At 53.6% G+C, this 16693-nt stretch carries 17 protein-coding genes and 1 tRNA gene; 8 read left to right on the plus strand and 10 right to left on the minus strand.

The window, feature by feature from the left end; translation table 11 throughout:
• From AYJ59_RS04585 to epmB, 3 genes are all read right to left on the minus strand, one after another.
• Nucleotides 1–909: a lysylphosphatidylglycerol synthase transmembrane domain-containing protein gene (locus AYJ59_RS04585; RefSeq protein ID WP_068650475.1), complete on the minus strand. Its 909-nt coding sequence runs from the start codon at nt 907–909 to the stop codon at nt 1–3.
• A gap of 116 nt (nt 910–1025) precedes the next feature.
• Entirely contained in the window at nt 1026–2555 is a 1530-nt protein-coding gene (locus AYJ59_RS04590; RefSeq protein WP_068650473.1) for an ArnT family glycosyltransferase, read from the minus strand.
• Between the two features lie 22 nt (nt 2556–2577).
• Nucleotides 2578–3525, minus strand: a complete 948-nt coding sequence (gene epmB, locus AYJ59_RS04595; RefSeq protein ID WP_127119374.1) for an EF-P beta-lysylation protein EpmB — start codon at nt 3523–3525, stop codon at nt 2578–2580.
• Between the two features lie 246 nt (nt 3526–3771).
• Between epmB and efp the strand changes: the two genes are divergently transcribed.
• The 4 genes from efp to AYJ59_RS04615 all read left to right on the plus strand — a co-directional run bounded on the left by efp (nt 3772) and on the right by AYJ59_RS04615 (nt 6590).
• A complete protein-coding gene (gene efp, locus AYJ59_RS04600) occupies nt 3772–4338 on the plus strand; it encodes an elongation factor P (RefSeq protein WP_029938665.1) in 567 nt (188 codons plus the stop codon).
• 27 nt (nt 4339–4365) lie between these two features.
• On the plus strand, nt 4366–5325 hold the full coding sequence (gene epmA, locus AYJ59_RS04605; RefSeq protein ID WP_127119375.1) for an EF-P lysine aminoacylase EpmA: 960 nt from the start codon (nt 4366–4368) through the stop codon (nt 5323–5325).
• A gap of 125 nt (nt 5326–5450) precedes the next feature.
• The gene (locus AYJ59_RS04610; RefSeq protein WP_029938663.1) at nt 5451–6092 is read left to right on the plus strand and encodes a glutathione S-transferase N-terminal domain-containing protein; all 642 of its coding nucleotides are present in this window, start codon (nt 5451–5453) and stop codon (nt 6090–6092) included.
• A 12-nt stretch (nt 6093–6104) separates the two neighbouring features.
• The gene (locus tag AYJ59_RS04615; RefSeq protein ID WP_127119376.1) at nt 6105–6590 is read left to right on the plus strand and encodes a ClpXP protease specificity-enhancing factor; all 486 of its coding nucleotides are present in this window, start codon (nt 6105–6107) and stop codon (nt 6588–6590) included.
• Between the two features lie 16 nt (nt 6591–6606).
• On the opposite strand, the gene mvaD is transcribed toward AYJ59_RS04615, so the two are convergent.
• The 3 genes from mvaD to AYJ59_RS04630 form a co-directional block, all read right to left on the minus strand.
• On the minus strand, nt 6607–7596 hold the full coding sequence (gene mvaD / locus AYJ59_RS04620; protein ID WP_127119377.1) for a diphosphomevalonate decarboxylase: 990 nt from the start codon (nt 7594–7596) through the stop codon (nt 6607–6609).
• A 66-nt stretch (nt 7597–7662) separates the two neighbouring features.
• Entirely contained in the window at nt 7663–8586 is a 924-nt protein-coding gene (locus AYJ59_RS04625) for a mevalonate kinase family protein (RefSeq protein ID WP_164730733.1), read from the minus strand.
• Nucleotides 8570–9610, minus strand: a complete 1041-nt coding sequence (locus tag AYJ59_RS04630) for a mevalonate kinase family protein (protein WP_029938659.1) — start codon at nt 9608–9610, stop codon at nt 8570–8572. Before AYJ59_RS04630 ends, AYJ59_RS04625 begins: the two co-directional genes overlap by 17 nt.
• A 335-nt stretch (nt 9611–9945) precedes the next feature.
• Between AYJ59_RS04630 and AYJ59_RS04635 the strand changes: the two genes are divergently transcribed.
• Nucleotides 9946–10446 carry a GlcG/HbpS family heme-binding protein gene (locus AYJ59_RS04635; RefSeq protein WP_038151688.1) on the plus strand — a complete coding sequence of 167 codons (501 nt, stop codon included), beginning with the start codon at nt 9946–9948 and terminating at the stop codon, nt 10444–10446.
• A gap of 201 nt (nt 10447–10647) precedes the next feature.
• Nucleotides 10648–10738, plus strand: a tRNA-Ser gene (locus tag AYJ59_RS04640).
• A gap of 43 nt (nt 10739–10781) precedes the next feature.
• Here AYJ59_RS04640 and AYJ59_RS04645 read toward each other — a convergent pair.
• The 4 genes from AYJ59_RS04645 to AYJ59_RS04660 all read right to left on the minus strand — a co-directional run bounded on the left by AYJ59_RS04645 (nt 10782) and on the right by AYJ59_RS04660 (nt 15151).
• On the minus strand, nt 10782–11732 hold the full coding sequence (locus AYJ59_RS04645; protein WP_127119379.1) for an AEC family transporter: 951 nt from the start codon (nt 11730–11732) through the stop codon (nt 10782–10784).
• 111 nt (nt 11733–11843) lie between these two features.
• The gene (locus tag AYJ59_RS04650; RefSeq protein WP_127119380.1) at nt 11844–13019 is read right to left on the minus strand and encodes a hydroxymethylglutaryl-CoA synthase; all 1176 of its coding nucleotides are present in this window, start codon (nt 13017–13019) and stop codon (nt 11844–11846) included.
• 19 nt (nt 13020–13038) lie between these two features.
• Nucleotides 13039–14070, minus strand: coding sequence for a type 2 isopentenyl-diphosphate Delta-isomerase (gene fni / locus AYJ59_RS04655; RefSeq protein ID WP_127119381.1), 1032 nt, complete (start codon nt 14068–14070; stop codon nt 13039–13041).
• Nucleotides 14071–14080: 10 nt separating this feature from the next.
• Nucleotides 14081–15151 (minus strand): hydroxymethylglutaryl-CoA reductase, encoded by a 1071-nt coding sequence (locus tag AYJ59_RS04660; RefSeq protein ID WP_029938638.1) that lies wholly within the window; start codon nt 15149–15151, stop codon nt 14081–14083.
• Between the two features lie 117 nt (nt 15152–15268).
• Between AYJ59_RS04660 and AYJ59_RS04665 the strand changes: the two genes are divergently transcribed.
• Together AYJ59_RS04665 and AYJ59_RS04670 are read left to right on the plus strand one after the other, a co-directional pair.
• Complete coding sequence (locus AYJ59_RS04665; protein WP_068650448.1) at nt 15269–15550, plus strand: peptidylprolyl isomerase; 282 nt, start codon at nt 15269–15271, stop codon at nt 15548–15550.
• 217 nt (nt 15551–15767) lie between these two features.
• Nucleotides 15768–16562 (plus strand): ATP-binding protein, encoded by a 795-nt coding sequence (locus AYJ59_RS04670; protein WP_127119382.1) that lies wholly within the window; start codon nt 15768–15770, stop codon nt 16560–16562.
• The last annotated feature ends 131 nt before the right edge of the window (nt 16563–16693 follow it).

A 16693-nucleotide genomic window follows, 5' to 3' on the forward strand; every position in this document is an offset into this window, starting at 1 on the left:
TTAAAGGTATTTGTGTTGGCTGGTCAGGTAGAAATACAGCCCCGGCAGCGCGCTGAGAATCAGAATCAGGCCATAAAGCAGCGACATCGCCAACACCAGGTTTTCATCAATCCCAATCATCATGAATAACGCCACCAGCGCGCCTTCGCGCACGCCCCAGCCCGCGAAGGAAATCGGCAATAAGGTCAGCAAAATCGCAGGCGGAATAATCACTAAGTAAGCCACCAGCGGTTCGTTGATGCCCACACTGTGGCCGATGCCGAAAATCGCGACCATCGACAAAAGGTGAATCACAATCGACAAGCCGAGCTGCTGGCTGATGCGTTTCGGGGTTTTATAGATAAAGCGGAAGCGCTCGGATAATTCATAGAACAGGCGGGTCAGGCGGTAGCGTTTGAAAATGTCGAATTTATGAATCGCCATCAGTACGAAGAGGCCGAACAAGGAAGCGACCAAAATCACGTTGATGGTCATAAAGACTTCGTAGGGCATCAGGTTGGATTCAATCATATTGGCGAACAGGTTCAACAACAGCAAACCGACTAGGCCGACAACGCGGTCGATGAACACACCATAAAACGCTTCCTTGACCAAACCGCCGTGCGCGGTGACTTCGGCAATCCGATAGGCATCGCCGCCGATGCTGGTCGGCAAGACCTGGTTGAACAGGCTGCCTTTGAAATAACTGCGGAAGTAAAACCCGAAGCTGTGTTTGAACTTCAAGATGCCCATAATCAACGACCAGCGGTAGGCGGCCACGGTTTGGCTGAGCATCTGGACAGCTAAGGCGGCCAGCAGAAAGGCGCCATTGGCGTTGAGAATGGTGTCCCAAACCGCGCGGACATCGAACTTATACAAAATAAAGCCGATAATCGCGATGGAGAGACCGAGTTTTATGAGGTTGCCCAAACCGAGTTCCTTACGTCATGTGAGTTTTGGGAAGAAATTGCGGGGTATTATCGCAAAACCCAAACGAAACTGCGAGTCGGGTTGACCAACGGCGGTTATGAGGCGTGCAGTCATCGTCATTCCGCGGCCTGTACCAGTGGCAATTGCGCCGCCCAGCCGGAATATTGCACCGGTTGGAAACCTTGGCAGAGGTACAGGTGATAGGTCACGATGGTGATGTCGCCATGCAATGCGGGCATGACCGCCAAGGGTTGGCAGTGTTGAAAATGCCCAGGCCTGGCGGTTTCGGGCGGACGGTCTTCATAAGACGGCACCAGTAATAACCCCTCGGAACCGGCCGGCGGATTGCCATACCAAAGATCGAATTGGTCGAAACGGTTATCGGTCACGTACACCGGTTGCGGATAGGCATACCAGGCGATGCGGCTGCCTTGTGACCAGTTGGCCGCGAACAGTGGCGGCTGCTGTTGGTCGTTTTGAAAGCTTTTCGCCATGGCAACGGCCTGTGGCCAGCCGTGCAGTTCCCGCACCGGATTTTCATTGGCCGGGAACGGCATCCATGGCACGGCCAACTGGCTGTTGAGGGCGAGGCTGCCGGCCAGCGTAATGGCGGAACTGACGTAAACGAACACTCGAGCGGTTTTGTATTGCCAGCGTCGCCACAGCCAATACACCACGGCCGGGCTGATGAACAGCCAAGCCAGTTGTGTCCAGTGCGGCAGGCTCATTTCGTAACCGGAGTTCAGGGCAAAAAGCAGGATAATCGGCAGCGCGAAGGCGGCCAGCAGACGAGCATTTTCACGGTGCGGCTGGAACCAGGATGACACCATCAACCAAAGCCCAATCACGAATAGGGCCAACGAATAAACGCCCAATTGCGCCAACTGGGTGTTGACGGCTCTGAGCCAATCCCATTGGTCGTGATGTTGGCCGTGATTCAATTGGTACAGAAATGAAATCCAATCATGGGTGGCGTTCCAATACAAAACCGGCGTAATCATCAGTGCGGTTAGTGCCACGGCAAGCCAGAGGCCTTTGTCTTTCAGCCAGTAAAAACGCTTTTCCACCAACATGACCAGCAGCAAGGACAGCACCAGAGTAATCGCGGTGTATTTGGACAAAGCGGCCACGCCGAGCCAGAAACCGATCCATAACCAGTTTTTCAACGAGTCACGGGAGTTCAGCGGCGCTTCCCGCAGATTGAGCAGGTGCCAAAGCAACATCAGCCCCGCCAGCATCAGCGGCGTATCCGGTAACATCGAAATGCTCAATAGCTGGAACATAATGGCGCTGTTGACGAGCGCCAGCGTCCAGAAACCGATCCAGCTAAAGCTCGGGAACAGGCGTTTCGCCAGTTTGTAAAGCACCCAGTTGGCGAGCGCGAATAAGGTGGCCGGTAAGATTCGCAGCCCGAAGTCGGAATGGGTAAAGGGCACCATCAAAGCATTGAGCCAGCCCACCATTGGCGGATGGTCGAAGTAACTCCAGTCCGGTTTCAGGCCGTACAGCGCGTAATGGGCTTCATCGACACTCAAGTTCAATTGGCCGGCCAGCAATAAATGCCATACGCTGACCAGCAGCACCAGCCAGAAAGCCGCGCGTGCCGGACGGTCTAGGGATGAAAAAGCACTTGTCATCGGTTTCATAAATTCGGTCAATCCGTTTCGGTTAAAAGCGTTTTGTGAGCAATGTCTTATAGGGTTCGCCGGCAATTTCCTCGACAAATCGCGGCACCAAATAGCCCGGCAGGCGGCGGCGTAATTGTTCGAAAATCGACCAGGCCTGGTCGTTTTCGATGTCAAAGTCGCCCGCGCCCGCGACCTTATCCAATAGGTGACAATAATACGGTAAAACACCCTGGCAGAAGAGTTTTTTGCTCAAGGCCGCCAAGGTGTCGGCCGAATCGTTGACGCCTTTCAAGAGCACCGACTGGTTGAGTAATGTCACCCCGGCGTTACGGTACGCCTGCAAACAGGCGGCGGTTTGCTCGCTCAACTCGTTGGGGTGGTTGCAGTGCACGACAAGCACCGTTTGCAAACGGCTTTGCGACAGTTTTGCCAGCAGTTGCGGGCGATTGGCGCGCTCCGGTGCCACCACCGGCGTGCGGCTGTGAATGCGTAACGTTGTTAAATGCGGAATGGCTTCCAGTTCGCCGATTAAATCCATCAGGGCGTTTTCCGACAAGGTCATGGGGTCGCCGCCGCTGAGAATGACTTCTTCGATATCGGTCGCGTTTTTCAAGGTGTCGATGGCGGCTTGCCAGTGTTGTTTTTTGGCCTGTTCGTAAGGAAAGTGGCGGCGGAAACAGTAACGGCAGTGGATGTCGCAACGCGGGCTGGCAATCAACAGGGCACGGCCGTGGTATTTGTGAATCAACCCAGGTTGTGGGTTGGACTGCAAATCGCCCACCGGGTCGGCGACGAAACCGGGTACGGGCTGTCGTTCCGCCAGGTCTGGCAGAATTTGTCGTAACAAAGGGTCGTTTGGCTGACCTTTTTCAATCTGCTGCGCAAAGTGTTTGGGCACTTTCAGCGGAAAGGGGCTGTTAACGTCCAGCGCCAAGGCTTCCGGCGCGAGTTCGATTAAATCGCACAATTGTTCGATGGATTGAATCATGTGGTTCCGTGTTGCGCTGCCCGTGTTTATCCGTAACTTATCCGCAACGTTTTGCAGAGGAGCCGCGATGCTTCATGGCGTTGTGTTTGAAGCCCATGAACGATTCGCCCCGGTTTCCCGGTTTTGTGATAAGAAACTACCTTCACGGGCGGAGTTGCGTTAAAATATGCGGCTTATTTTACATGAAAAGAGTTCAATGCGCGCCGACTCCTGTTTTCTCGGCGTGAATCTAAGGGTGAAAAAATCATGGCAACAGTCAGTACGAACGAATTTAAAAACGGTTTGAAGTTTTTGATGGACGGTCAACCGTGTACCATTGTGGACAACCAAATTGTTCAACCGGGGAAAGGTCAGGCGTTTAACCGTGTGAAATTCCGTAACCTGATTACCGGGCGCGTGTTGGAAAAAACCTTCAAGTCCGGCGAAAAAGTCGAAGCGGCTGATGTCATGGACACCGAATTGCAATATTTGTACAACGACGGTGAGTTCTGGCACTTTATGGACCCGGCTTCGTTCGAGCAGTATCAAGCCAGCGAAGCCGCCGTGGCGGATGTCAGCAAATGGTTGATCGAACAGGATATCTGCACCGTGACTTTGTGGAACGGTGACCCGATTTCCGTACTGCCGCCGAAACAAGTGACTTTGGAAGTCACGGAAACCGATCCCGGCTTGAAAGGCGACACGGCCGGAACCGGCGGTAAGCCGGCGACTTTGTCCACCGGTGCTGTGGTGCAAGTGCCGTTGTTCATTCAAATCGGCGAACAGGTGGTGTGCAACACCCAGACCGGGGAATACGTTTCCCGCGCCAAGTAAGTTCACGGTTTTCAATCGAGGCAAAGTATGACATCGATTGACCACTTGAAAAAACGCTCGCAGGCTTTGAAAACCTTGCGGGCGTTTTTTTATGCCCGCTCGGTGATGGAAGTGGACACGCCGATGTTGTCGTCCGCCGCCACGCCGGACCTGCATTTGCGTTCGCTCAGCACTCAGGTTCAGGTGCCCGGTGAGGCCGATCCCCGCATCTTTTATTTGCACACCTCGCCGGAATACCCGATGAAGCGCTTGTTATGCGCCGGCAGTGGCGACATTTTCTATCTCGGCAAGGTGTTTCGAGATGGGGATGTCAGCCGTCGGCATCAAGTCGAGTTCACTCTGCTGGAATGGTATCGTCTGGGGTTTGATTTACGCGCGATGATGGACGAAACCGTCAAGGTCGTGCAATCCCTGCTCGGTGAGCGTCCGGTGGAAATGATTTCCTATGAAGAAGCGTTTGAATCCTATGCCGGGTTGGAAGCTGTTCATGACACCGGTGCGAAAAGTTGCCAGGCCTGCCTGGCCGAGCATCGGGTGCCGGAAATTGTCGGAGTGGACGCCGACGATAAACCTTTATGGGAACAATTGGTGCTGACCGAGGTCATTGAACCGCAATTGGGGCGGGGGAAAATTACCTGTTTGTATCATTACCCGTCGCGTGAAGCCGCCTTGGCGCAGCTTCATCCTCAGGACGAGCGTTTGGCGCTGCGGTTTGAAGTGTTTGTCGACGGCATGGAGCTGGCCAATGGGTATCAGGAGCTGGCCGACGCCGACGAGTATCGCCGTCGTTTCGAAGCCGACCTGGCCCAACGGTCGGAAAATGGCCTGCCGAATGTTCCAATGGATGAGGCCTTGTTGAGCGCCTTGGCGGTTGACGGCTTACCGCCCTGTTCGGGCGTGGCGCTGGGCGTGGACCGCTTGCTGATGTTGGCGTTTCAAGCCGACGATATTCGCGGTGTCCTGCCGTTTTCAATCGAAGAATCCTGACGCCGAAAGAGGGCTTGACAAGCCATGTATAATGGCTTTATAGAGCTTTAATCGGAAGCATTCGTGTTCGACGCTAAGGCTTTGAAAAACAACAATATTGACGATTCGATTTCCAGGAGAACTCCATGTCAGATTTGCCTATCACGCAAAGATCCGTAATGACCTTATTTTCAGATTCCAAAAGTCCGAGCTCGCACCGCGTGCGTTTGATGGCAAAAGAAAAAGACATCCCGTTGGAAATCATCGAAGTGGATACCTCCGAAGGCATTCCGGAGGATTTGCTGGAACTGAACCCTTACGGCACCTTGCCGACCTTGGTCGACCGTGATTTGGTGTTGTACGATCCACAAGTCATCGTCGAATATCTGGACGAGCGTTTCCCGCATCCGCCGTTGTTGTCGGTCGATCCGATTTCCAAAGCGCGTGCCCGCCAGATGCTGCGTCAAATCGAACAGGAGTGGTATCAGTTGGCCGACACCATCGCCAACAGCGACGATGAAAAAGAAGTCAAAGCCGCGCGCCGAGATTTGCAGGAGCGTTTGATTCAAATGATTCCGGTGTTCGAACATCAACCGTATTTCATGAGCGAGGAGTATTCCCTGGTGGACGTCAGCTTGGCGGTATTGATGTGGCGTTTGCCGTATTTGGGCATCGATTTGCCGAAGTCCGCCAAGCCGGTGGTCGATTACGCTGAAAAAGTGTTGGCGCGTGAAGAGTTCCCGGATAGCTTGTCCGACGACGAGTTGGACATGCGAGAAGTGGTTTGAGCGAGCGTAACGATGATTTCCAATCGCCCTTATATGATTCGTGCCATGTTCGACTGGATTGTCGATAACGACTGGACGCCGCATGTGCAAGTGGATGCCAATTATCCGGGCATCGAAGTGCCGATGGATTTTGCGCAGGACGGCGTCATCGTCTTGAATGTGCATCCCAATGCGATTCGTGAGTTACAGTTCGCGAATGACTGGTTCAGTTTCAAAGCGCGCTTTCAAGGTGTGGAAAGACGTTTAGGGTTTCCGCCGGAAGCGGTGTTGGCGATTTTTGCGCGTGAAAACGGGCAGGGCATGCCGTTCCCGCCGGAACCCTATCCGGAAGCCACGGATGAGTCGCCGAGCAAGCCGACCATGTCGGCGGTGAAGGATTCCGGTACGTCTGACGAGGCCTCTGAGAAAACCGCTCAAAAAGCCGACCAAGACGAGAAGTCCAAAAAGCCCAGAGCCAAAAAGTCCAAAAAAGGGTCGCACCTATCGGTGGTTAAATAAACGGTTTAAGGTCACTTTACGCAAACGGCTTCAAACATTTCATTTCCGGAAACGCCCGCATCAACGCGGGCGTTTCTGTTTCCAGAAACAACAGTTTCAAATTCGGTCCGGCATCCATGGTGAAATACACCGTTACACCTTCCTGGCGCAACTGCCAGACTCGGTGCATGGCGGCGACCGACTCCGGTTGCCAATACAGAATCGGCGGCCAGGTCGCGATCATGGTGGCGTGCATCGCCAAAGCATTGTTTTCGGCGGTCGCGCCGAGCGTTTGGAAATCCTTGTCCAGAATGGCACGGTGGATTGTCGCTAAATCCTGTTCCGCCTTTTTCGGCCAGGCCTGGTAAAGTTCACAATGATTGACCGTTTGCTGCATCCCTTGCGTTGAGCCGATTGGCTTGATGGAGGTGTCGATTTCCAGTAAGCCGATACAGAATTCCGGCCAGGCCTGGTCAATTTTTTCGGCGTAACTGTCCAAACCGTCTGCGCGCTCGCCTTTATGCCAAAGGGCAAACCCGTCATACAGCGAACGGCTGGCACTGCCACTGCCTAAACGGGCCAGTAAAGACAGCTCGCGTGGTGCAAGTTGCCATTGAAAACAGTCGTCCAATGCCTTGACTAAGGCCGCGTAACCGGATGCGGAGGATGCCAATCCCGCCGCCGTGGGCACGGTATTCAGTGTCTCGACGTCGAATCCGCCGTTGGCGTCCGGGCGAAAGAAATCCAAAAACCGGCTCAGGCGTTTGGCAAAGGGCGCTTCCGGTGCCATTTCCTCATTATTCAAGGTGATTTTGTCGGGACCGGTTTCATGCCAGCTCAAGCGGGTTTCGGTGCCGAGTTCCGGCAAACTGATGGACAGGCTGCCGTTGGTCGGCAGGTTGAGGGGCACATCCCGTTTTCCCCAGTATTTACTGAGTGCGATATTGACCGGGGCTTGCCCGTAACCGGTTTTGACCGGCGTATGGTTTGGGGGGAGGATGTGTTGGATAAAATCAATCGGTGTCATGTGGGTTTCTCAAACGGTTTCGGTCAATTTTTGTAAGCGATTCGGTTCATGTTGTGTCAGGTTGAATTACAACTTCTGGACTTCCAGGCCGCGTGAATCGATGGCAATTGGCAATGGCTCGAAGCCGGTCAGCGGCTCGGCCAGCCGTCCGAACCCTAACACACAGTCGCCCAAGCCGGAACCGGAAATCTTGCTGGCGGTAATGCCGGGGTCCTGACGCAGGCGAACAATCAAGTTCGATAACACCGGGTCGTTGACGCCCAAAGCGTCCATCAACCCCTGATACGTATTCACCAAACGATAAAACTCGGTCGTGTCGTCAGTTTTCAAGGCTTGGTAAGCCGCGTCGGTGGTTTGTCCCATCAAGCGGTAAAGCGCGGCCAGCAAATCGGGTTGATGTTGCCAGTCGTCGGCCACTTTTTGCAACACTTTGGCCGTCGGCGTCTTGTAGCCGCAATAGACCAGCGTGAGGGGGAATTCGACGGTCAGCGATTCGGTCTGGCGCACTTTCGGGTCAAACAGCACCACGCCGCCACTCAAGCTGGCGGCCAAATCGGTACCGGACCCGCGTCCCTGCAATTCGTGTATCAGATGCAATCCGGTGTCAAAGCGCGCTTTAAAGTCGGGAGCTCGATCGGTAATCGCATCGAGTCCCCCCAATAAAGCGGCCAACAATGCGGCGGAACTGCCCAGCCCCAGCGTGGATTTGAAGTCGCTTTCGATGGTGAGTGTCAAACCGTGCGATAAGGTCGGCTGATAATGGCGCAGGGCGGCGAGCACCCAAGTCAGTTTCGGATGAGGGGCCAGAGTGTCCAAGTCGGTTTCGTGGTCACCCAGTTCGGAACGGATAAGAATCCGTCGGTCGGTACGGCCTTGCCATTCGATGCGCAGCCGCTGGTTCAGGCCACAAGCGATGGCCTTTTCTCCGGCCACCACACTGTGTTCACCCATCAGCATGATATTGGCGGGAGCGCTAGTGATGTACTTCACATTGACTCCCGGTTTCATTGAGTTTCAAAGGGTAGTAATCGTAACCGTAAGCCTCGCAGACTTCCGACGGCGCATCCGGACCGATGCAAAGTACAACACCGGCTTGGTCGCCGCTGATACTGCCCGCACCGCAGATTTTGGCGGAGTAGCCGGTCTTGTGCAATGCCTGAATAAAGGTTTTCACTTTGTCCGGCACCACGCCGATGTGCTCCAACAACGCTTGATTGTCTCGGACGGCCTGATTCAGGCGTTCGGCATCCGAGGTGTCCCACGCCGATTCCATGTTTGAAGCCACCTGCTTGAAATCCTGCCAGATGGCACTTTGGTGGGTGAAGTGATTGTGAACATGGTTCACCGCTTGCCCGGTCGTGGAACTGGGCTTGCCGGTGTCAATCACCCAGGCATTGAAATTCTGGTGAGTCAGTTGTTGCAACGGCACGCCTTGTTGAAAACGCAATAAACCGCCGCGGAAAACCGTGGTCGGGTCCAACCCGCTGGAGGCGCCATGCTGGCGGGATTCCACCTGCTGGGCCAGTGCCAGAAGGTCGATTTCACTGATGTCGATTTGGTGGTGAACGAATAAGCTGTGCAGCAGACTGATGATAATGGAAGCCGAACTGCCCAGGCCTTTGCCGCTCAGATTGTGCGAACGTAATTTGATTTGCCAATGCCCCGGTTTCAATCGCTGCAGGTTGTGGAATTGCTGCAATGTCAGCAATACCAAATCCACGGGTTGCTGTAATACGGTTTGGATGGCGAGGGCATTCTTTTCATAGAGCGCATAACGTGATTCGATATGGGTGACACGTTTTTGCCAAGTCAGGTAGGGGTATGCCATTTTCTGGTTGAAATCGGCGAGTTCAATTTCCAGAAAAGGCTGGTGGTCCGCCGTTTCCAACGGGTTGAAATCAATCTCGCACACCGTGTCCAGCGCGACGGCCATACACAACGCCGGCGCACCGAACAAAACCGAGTGTTCGCCGGTCAGAATCAGCTTGGCGGGTGTGGTGCAGACTGTCTTCATGTGTGTTCCATTCAGGGTATTGGTCTTATTATAACGAATGCCGCCTGAAAACGAGTTGAGTTTCCTCCGAAACCACTGGAGGTTCCCTCGTATTGCGGCATTGCATAATCTTTTCACAATGTCCGTCAGCCCCCGAAAAACCTTTGTTTCATCGATAAAATGCCTTAAAGACAACCGCGATTTTCATCCGGGGAATCGGGTGGACGTTTTACAAGTGAGTAAAAATCTTTAGAATGAAAATCTGTATCTCCTAAATACGTTAGCACGGGACCACAATGTTGGCCGCCCGGCATGTAAACCTCAGTCTTTGACTTAAACAATACTTTGGAGCGAGTATGAAAATGAAAAAACTAACGCAATTGAGTTTGGCCGCCGCCATCGGTGTGTCCGCTGCTTTGCCTGTTCAAGCCGAAGAAATGGCCGTTAATGTCAGCCGTCTGTCGATGGATGTCGCCAATAAAATCGCCATGGCCACGATTGAAGCCTGCCGTGAGAAAGGCATCCCGGTTAGTGTGACCGTTGTCGAGCGTAACGGAATTCCGCAAGCGAAGTTACGTGACACCATGGCACCACCGGTTTCCTGGTCCATCAGTGAGAAAAAAGCTTATACGGCCGTTATGTTTAACGTGAAAGGTTCCCAGTTAAGTGGACGTGCCAACAGTCCGTTGCAAACCATGGGTGAAGGTTTGGCATTCATGGCCGGTTCCGTGCCGATTCAAGCCGGCGGTAAATTGTATGGCGCCGTGGGCGTCAGTGGTGCGCCGGATGGTATGGACGATGAAAAATGCGCCGCAGCCGGTGTGGAAGCGGTACAAATGGATTTAGAAATGATGTAATCACGTCATGATCGTGATTGAAGAAAACCGGCCAGGCCTGGTCGGTTTTGTTTCTCCTTAACCGGCCTTCGGGCCGGTTTTTTTATGCCGATTGAAAAGCGCCTGCACCGGGGATTTTCGACAAATACAAAACCCTGTGATAATTTTGCATTCGAGGCTAGACTTTGTAAGGATTTGACAGTAAAATACGCCACTTCTTTCGGATAGCTGTCTGAGCGGTTGAAGGAGCACGCCTGGAAAGCGTGTATAGGTTAATAGCCTATCGGGGGTTCGAATCCCCCGCTATCCGCCATTATTTTTCCCTTTCTTTTCTTTCCGACTTGTTCTTTTTAGAGTCATCCCAATATTGCCAATACCAGTAATATCGAACCGGCACTGACCAATGTGGTGACATAGACCAGTTTTGACGCCAATGGTGCATCGCAGCCGTAACGCGCCGCCAGAACAACGCTTAACAAGGCCGACGGCATGGCCGACTCCAATAAAATCACATCCATTTGCCAAGTCTGCAACGACATGGCCAGAGACGGTAACCAAACCAATAAGGGGCTGATTAGAAGCTTCAGCACAATCGCAACGGCTACCAAACCTGCCAACGCCTTCAAACCATGAAATTGCAACATCACGCCGATGGTGAGAATCACAAAAAAGGTATTGGCTTGCGCCACCAAATGCAACGCGGCAAACAGTTCTTTGAAAAACGGGCCCTCCACCGGTGCCTGAAACTGGCCGTAAGCTAGGCCCGCCAAAATGGACAGGAAAATCGGTGATTTGGCGAAGAGTCCAAGGCTTCGAAGCATGGAATTGGTCGAGTTGGTTGCCTGGCCGAAGTGAATGGCTACCAAGGTGCCGAGTGTGAATAAGCCGACGCCCACACCCAATTCGGAAATGAACACGGCTTCGGATAAGGCTTCGACATCATTCGGGAAAAGTTGTTCGACCAGCGCATAGCCGAGCAAGGCGGAACTGCCGAAGGCCGATACCAACATCAAACTGCCCAGTTGCGGGCGCGATAATTTGAGGGCTCGTCCCGTCAGCCAGGCGAGTAATAATAGCAAGGTTTCCGCGGCGAATAAGAACAGCACCACCAGCGCATAATCCCACTGCAAATCACGGGCATGGGCGAGCGCATAAAAGATGGTGGCCGGAAGTGTTAAGTAGGTCACGATACGGGCAAACAGTGGACCGTCGTCGGTTTTCAACAGGCCGGATGCGCGTAGGGCCACGACCAGCGAAATCAAGGCAATCAGTATGGCAATGGCGGGAAAGGTGTTTAAAGACGACATGCGTAAGCCTTATCGAAGCGGGATACGGTGAATTTTAGCAGAAGTGATGTCTGGACGTGAAAGGGGTGTGACCGCCCGGCTTGAAACGGTTGGGAATCGTTTAAGAACTGTTTAAGCCGGTTGGATATCCGATTCGTAACGACGGATGTGGTTTTCGATGCCCGCCAAACGGAAAGGACCTTTGTTGTTGTGCGGGAAGGTGATGTTCTCGACGTCGCTGTCCGTTTGGTGATAGAACGCTAGGTATTGTTGGTAATCCAACGGCTGGCGGGATTCAATTTGTTGGCGATGGCTTTCGGTCATCAAATGTTGTTGGTAGCCCGGTTGGATGATGCCGCTGAAGAATTCCGCCACACAACCGGAACCATAGCTGAAAAAGCCGAAACGTTTACCGGTCAAATCTTGGATGGCGTTATCCAGAAACGAGCAGAAACCGATGAATAAAGAGGCGCTGTAGCTGTTGCCCACAACGCGGTTGTAAACCTGGCCGGGCGCGGTCTGCTCACGAAAGGTCTCGGGTGTCAGTTTGGCTCCCACTTTTTTAACCAGCGTTTTATGTGCCTTCTCGGTCATGCGCGAAAAGGGAATGTGGTAACAGAAAGCGTCGAAGTCTTCAAAGTGACGGCCGGTTTCTTCCACGAAATGTTCCCAGGCCTGCTTCAAGCTGTTCAGGTAAACCTTGGTGGAGTATTTGCCGTCTACTAGGGCGGTGGTGCGTTTGTTCGGGCGCCAGAAATCCATGACGTCGTCGGTGTAATAACCGGAACCGGGTTCGATGGCGAGAATGCGCGGTTCCGCTTTGACCAGCATGGCCACCGCGCCGCAACCCTGGGTGGCTTCACCGGACGAATCGACATCGTATTTCGCGATGTCGGCGGCGATGACCAGAATGGTTTCTTTCGGGTTGGCCTTGACCATGGTGGTGGCCATTTGTAAGGCTGCGGTGCCGGCGTAGCAGGCGTGCTTGAATTCCACCACGCGGCATCGGTTGGAGAGTTTCAGCAACCCGTGCAAAAAAGCGCCGGCCGATTTGGACTGATCCACTCCGGATTCGGTGGCGAAAAGCACGGCGGTGATGTCGTTGCGGTCGATTTGATTGATGATCGGTGCCGCTGCTTTGGCGGAGAGAGTCACGATGTCTTCGTCCGGTGGGGCGATGGACATTTGTTCCTGCCCGATACCGATGTGGTATTTGTTGACGTCGGTTCCTTTTTCCTCGGCAAAAGTGTCCAGCCCCAGGGCGTAGTCCGAGGTCGCGAAGTGAATGAGATCAATACCTACTTTCATGCGTTAAAAGGAAATTCCGTTACGGCTCTATCAGTGAATCGTTTAAAAATACATCCGCCAGTGTCGGCGCACCCAGCAGGAATTGCGCGGTACGGAATTCCTGCTTCAATTGTTCTATCGTTGCCAGCGTTGCGGCGGTGGAATCCATGGCCGGTTTCAGTAACGGCGCGGCGACCCCGCAAATTTGGCCGCCCATTATAACCGATTTAATCATGTCGATGCCATTGCGAATTCCGCCACTGGCGATAAAGTGTGCGCGGTCCTGAAACGGGCGGGCTTGCAACAGGGCTTGCGGCGTGGTCAGGCCCCAGTCCTGGAAGGTTTCACCCAGGCTGGCCAACTGGCTGGAATGGGCGCGATGCGACTCGATGCGGCTCCAGGATGTGCCGCCGCGCCCGGCCAGGTCGAACCACCGAATGCCGGCCGACAAGCCGAGTTCGATGTCTCTGGCGGATAAGCCGCAGCCGACTTCTTTCAAAATGATGGGCACTGGTAAGGCTTCGGCCAGTTGTGCGATTTTATCGGTCAATTGGGCGAAGTTGGTGTTGCCTTCCGGTTGAATGACTTCCTGCAACGGGTTGAGGTGCAGGTAAAGCGCATCCGCTTCCAATACGTCCACCATGCGTTGCGCTTCGTCGAGGCCGAAACCGTAGTTCAACTGCACGGCACCCATATTGGCAATCAGCGGGATGGTCGGCGCGTATTGGCGCAGTTCGAAACTGGCGCGGGCTTGTGGGTCCTGAATCATGGCGCGTTGCGAACCGACCGCCATCGCCACGCCGGCGCTTTCGGCGGCTTCGGCCAGACGGCGGTTGATGGCTTGCAGCGTGGCGGCCGCCCCGCCGGTCATGGAGGAAATCAGTAACGGGCTGGACAGAGGCTTGCCGAGAAAGTCGGTGCCGCTGTCGATGTCCGCGAAATCGCATTCCGGCAGGCCGCGATGGGTCAGTCGGATACGTTCGAAGCCGGATTGCCCGCGTTCGATGTCGGCATCCTGCAAAAGAAAATGGATGTGATCCTGCTTGCGCTGTGTGATATTCGAATCGGTCATGGGGGAGCCGTTAATCGGAATCTGCTTGGCGTTCGAGTTTCAAATGGGCGGCCATCAATTCGCCGGGATTGGTTTGTGCCGCCAGCAATGACAGTTCGCCGCATAAAGCGGTGGCGCCGGCGATGCAGGCCAGGCGACGGGCATTTTGACCAGGCCTGGCGGTTTCGTCGTCACAGCCGAGTTGCTTGAGGTTGTCCAAAACGAAGTCCAGGCCTTTGCCGTTACCGACGGTGCCGACAATCAGATTCGGTAATGTGGTGGAAAAATATAAGTCGCCGTCCGGGGTGACTTCGGCGTGGTTGATGGCTTGCGAGCCTTCGACGATATTGGCGGCATCCTGGCCGGTGGCGAGGTAAAAGCCGAGCAGCATATTCGCCACATGGGCGTTGGCACTGCGCAAGCCGCCGGAAACGATGCTGCCGATCAGGTCTTTTTTGATGTGCAAATCCACCAGCGCTTCGGGGGTGGTTTTCAGAAAGCGCTGACAGAGTTTGCGCGGAATGGTGGTTTCGCACACCACGTTTTTACCGCGCCCTAGAATGCCGTTGACGGCGGAGACTTTTTTGTCCGTGCAGTAATTGGCCGAAATGGAAACGTAATCCAGTTCCGGATACTGTTGCAGAATCCACGGAATCAGACGGTCGGCGGCATTGGTGACCATGTTGTGCCCGGAGGCGTCGCCGGTGTGGAATTCCAAACGTAAATAAATCAGCTTGCCGACAATCTGCACATGGGTGTCCAGTAGTTTCGCGAAGCGGCTGGATTCCGATACCACGGCTTGCAAGTCGTCCTGGCGTTGTTGCAGGGCGCGGGTGTCGCGTAAGGCGATTTCGGCATTCGGCGCTTCCAGCAGGACCGAGCGGGTCATGCGCTCGTCGATGACGGTGACGCGAATGCCGCCGGCATGATGAGTGACGCGGGCGCCACGGGCCACTGACGGCCAAAGCGGCGATTCATACGTCGCCATAGGCACCATCAGGTCGTCGGTGTCCACCTCGCCGATGAGTTTGAACGGGCCGACCGATTGCATGGGAATCTGTGCAAAGTGCATGGCGGTTTTGTCGGATGATTCATTTTTCATATTGGGGTATTATATGCGAACTGAAGCAATGATTGATTGAAAAAATGGTGGTCGCTTTTGGGGTTCGGGCATTGCAATCGAACCGGAGCGACCATCGAAATGAAAAGGAAAGTAAAAATGGCATTAGCGACCGCAAGACACATTCTTGTCGACACCGAAGAAAAAGCGTTAGCGTTGAAAAAACAAATTGAAGAGGGTGCGGATTTTGCCGATGTGGCGCGTGATAATTCTCAGTGTCCATCCAGCCGTAGCGGTGGCGATTTAGGACAATTCGGACCGGGCATGATGGTGCCGGAATTTGATAAGGTCTGTTTTTCGGCTGAAGTCGGTTCTTTAGAAGGGCCAATCAAGACTCAATTCGGTTATCACCTGGTGGAAGTGACGGACAGAACCGAATAAACCATTCGGTTTGACTCACCTTTAAAAACGGCCAGGTCTGACCGTTTTTTATTTTGTGCCCTCGAAAAGAGAGTCATTTTCCTTCCTTATTTTTTGCGTTTGTCTTGTCGCGAATTTGCGCTATGATGATTCAATTGCCCCAGAGAGTTCGAATGAATTTAAAACTCTTTCCGGCACCCTTTTATCCGACGTTCACACACATTCAGCGTAAAGAATCATGGCAAAAGACATCAATTGGAAAAAGACCTACGCCGCCGTTTGGCGCGGTAAAAAAGGGCGTTTACGCGCCGTCTCCGATTTGGACAGCATCGCAATGGACGATTTGCTGGGCATCGACACCCAAAAAGCCGAATTCCGTCAAAATCTCGAACAGTTTCTGGATGGCCGACCGCGTAACCATGTCTTGCTATGGGGCGCGCGTGGCACAGGCAAATCGTCTCTGGTCAAAGCCGCACTCAACACCTATGGCGAGCAAAAGCTGCGTGTCGTGGAAGTAGAAAAACAAGATATAGAAGACCTGCCGGAAATCAGCGATTTGCTGCGCGAATTACCGTGGCGCTTCATTTTGTATTGCGATGACCTGACCTTCGAAGCCGGTGACCCGCGTTATCGTTATTTAAAAGTGTTGATGGAAGGTTCCATCGAGCGTCCGCCGGAAAACATTCTGATGATGGCCACGTCGAATCGTCGTCACCTGGTCAGTGAAAAAATGCAGGATAATCTGGCGGTGACGCAAGGGCAGAACGGCGAAATTCATTACGGAGACGCGGTGGAAGAAAGCACTTCGCTGGCGGATCGTTTCGGCTTGCGTTTGTCTTTTTACGCGCCGCCGCAGGATCAATACCTGCAAATGGTGGACCGATTGTTTACCGACTATGCGGGCGACCGTGAAATGCTGCATCGTGAAGCCATTAATTTCGCCACCGCTCGCGGCGGGCGCAGTGGCCGGGTGGCGAAACAGTTCTACAATTATTTCGCCACGCAAATATCCGGTTCGGACAACGAGGGTTAAACACAAAAGGTTTATCCCGATTTTGACCAGGCCTGGCGGTTTTTCGAATTGGCTGGCTAATCGGCGAAACCGATAAAACCGTAACAAAAACAAGGTTTGTTACAATAGGCGGATTGTTTAAATAATAAAAA

Origin of the sequence: Thiomicrospira sp. S5, assembly GCF_003991075.1 — a bacterium.
In the GTDB taxonomy this organism is placed as follows: domain Bacteria; phylum Pseudomonadota; class Gammaproteobacteria; order Thiomicrospirales; family Thiomicrospiraceae; genus Hydrogenovibrio; species Hydrogenovibrio thermophilus.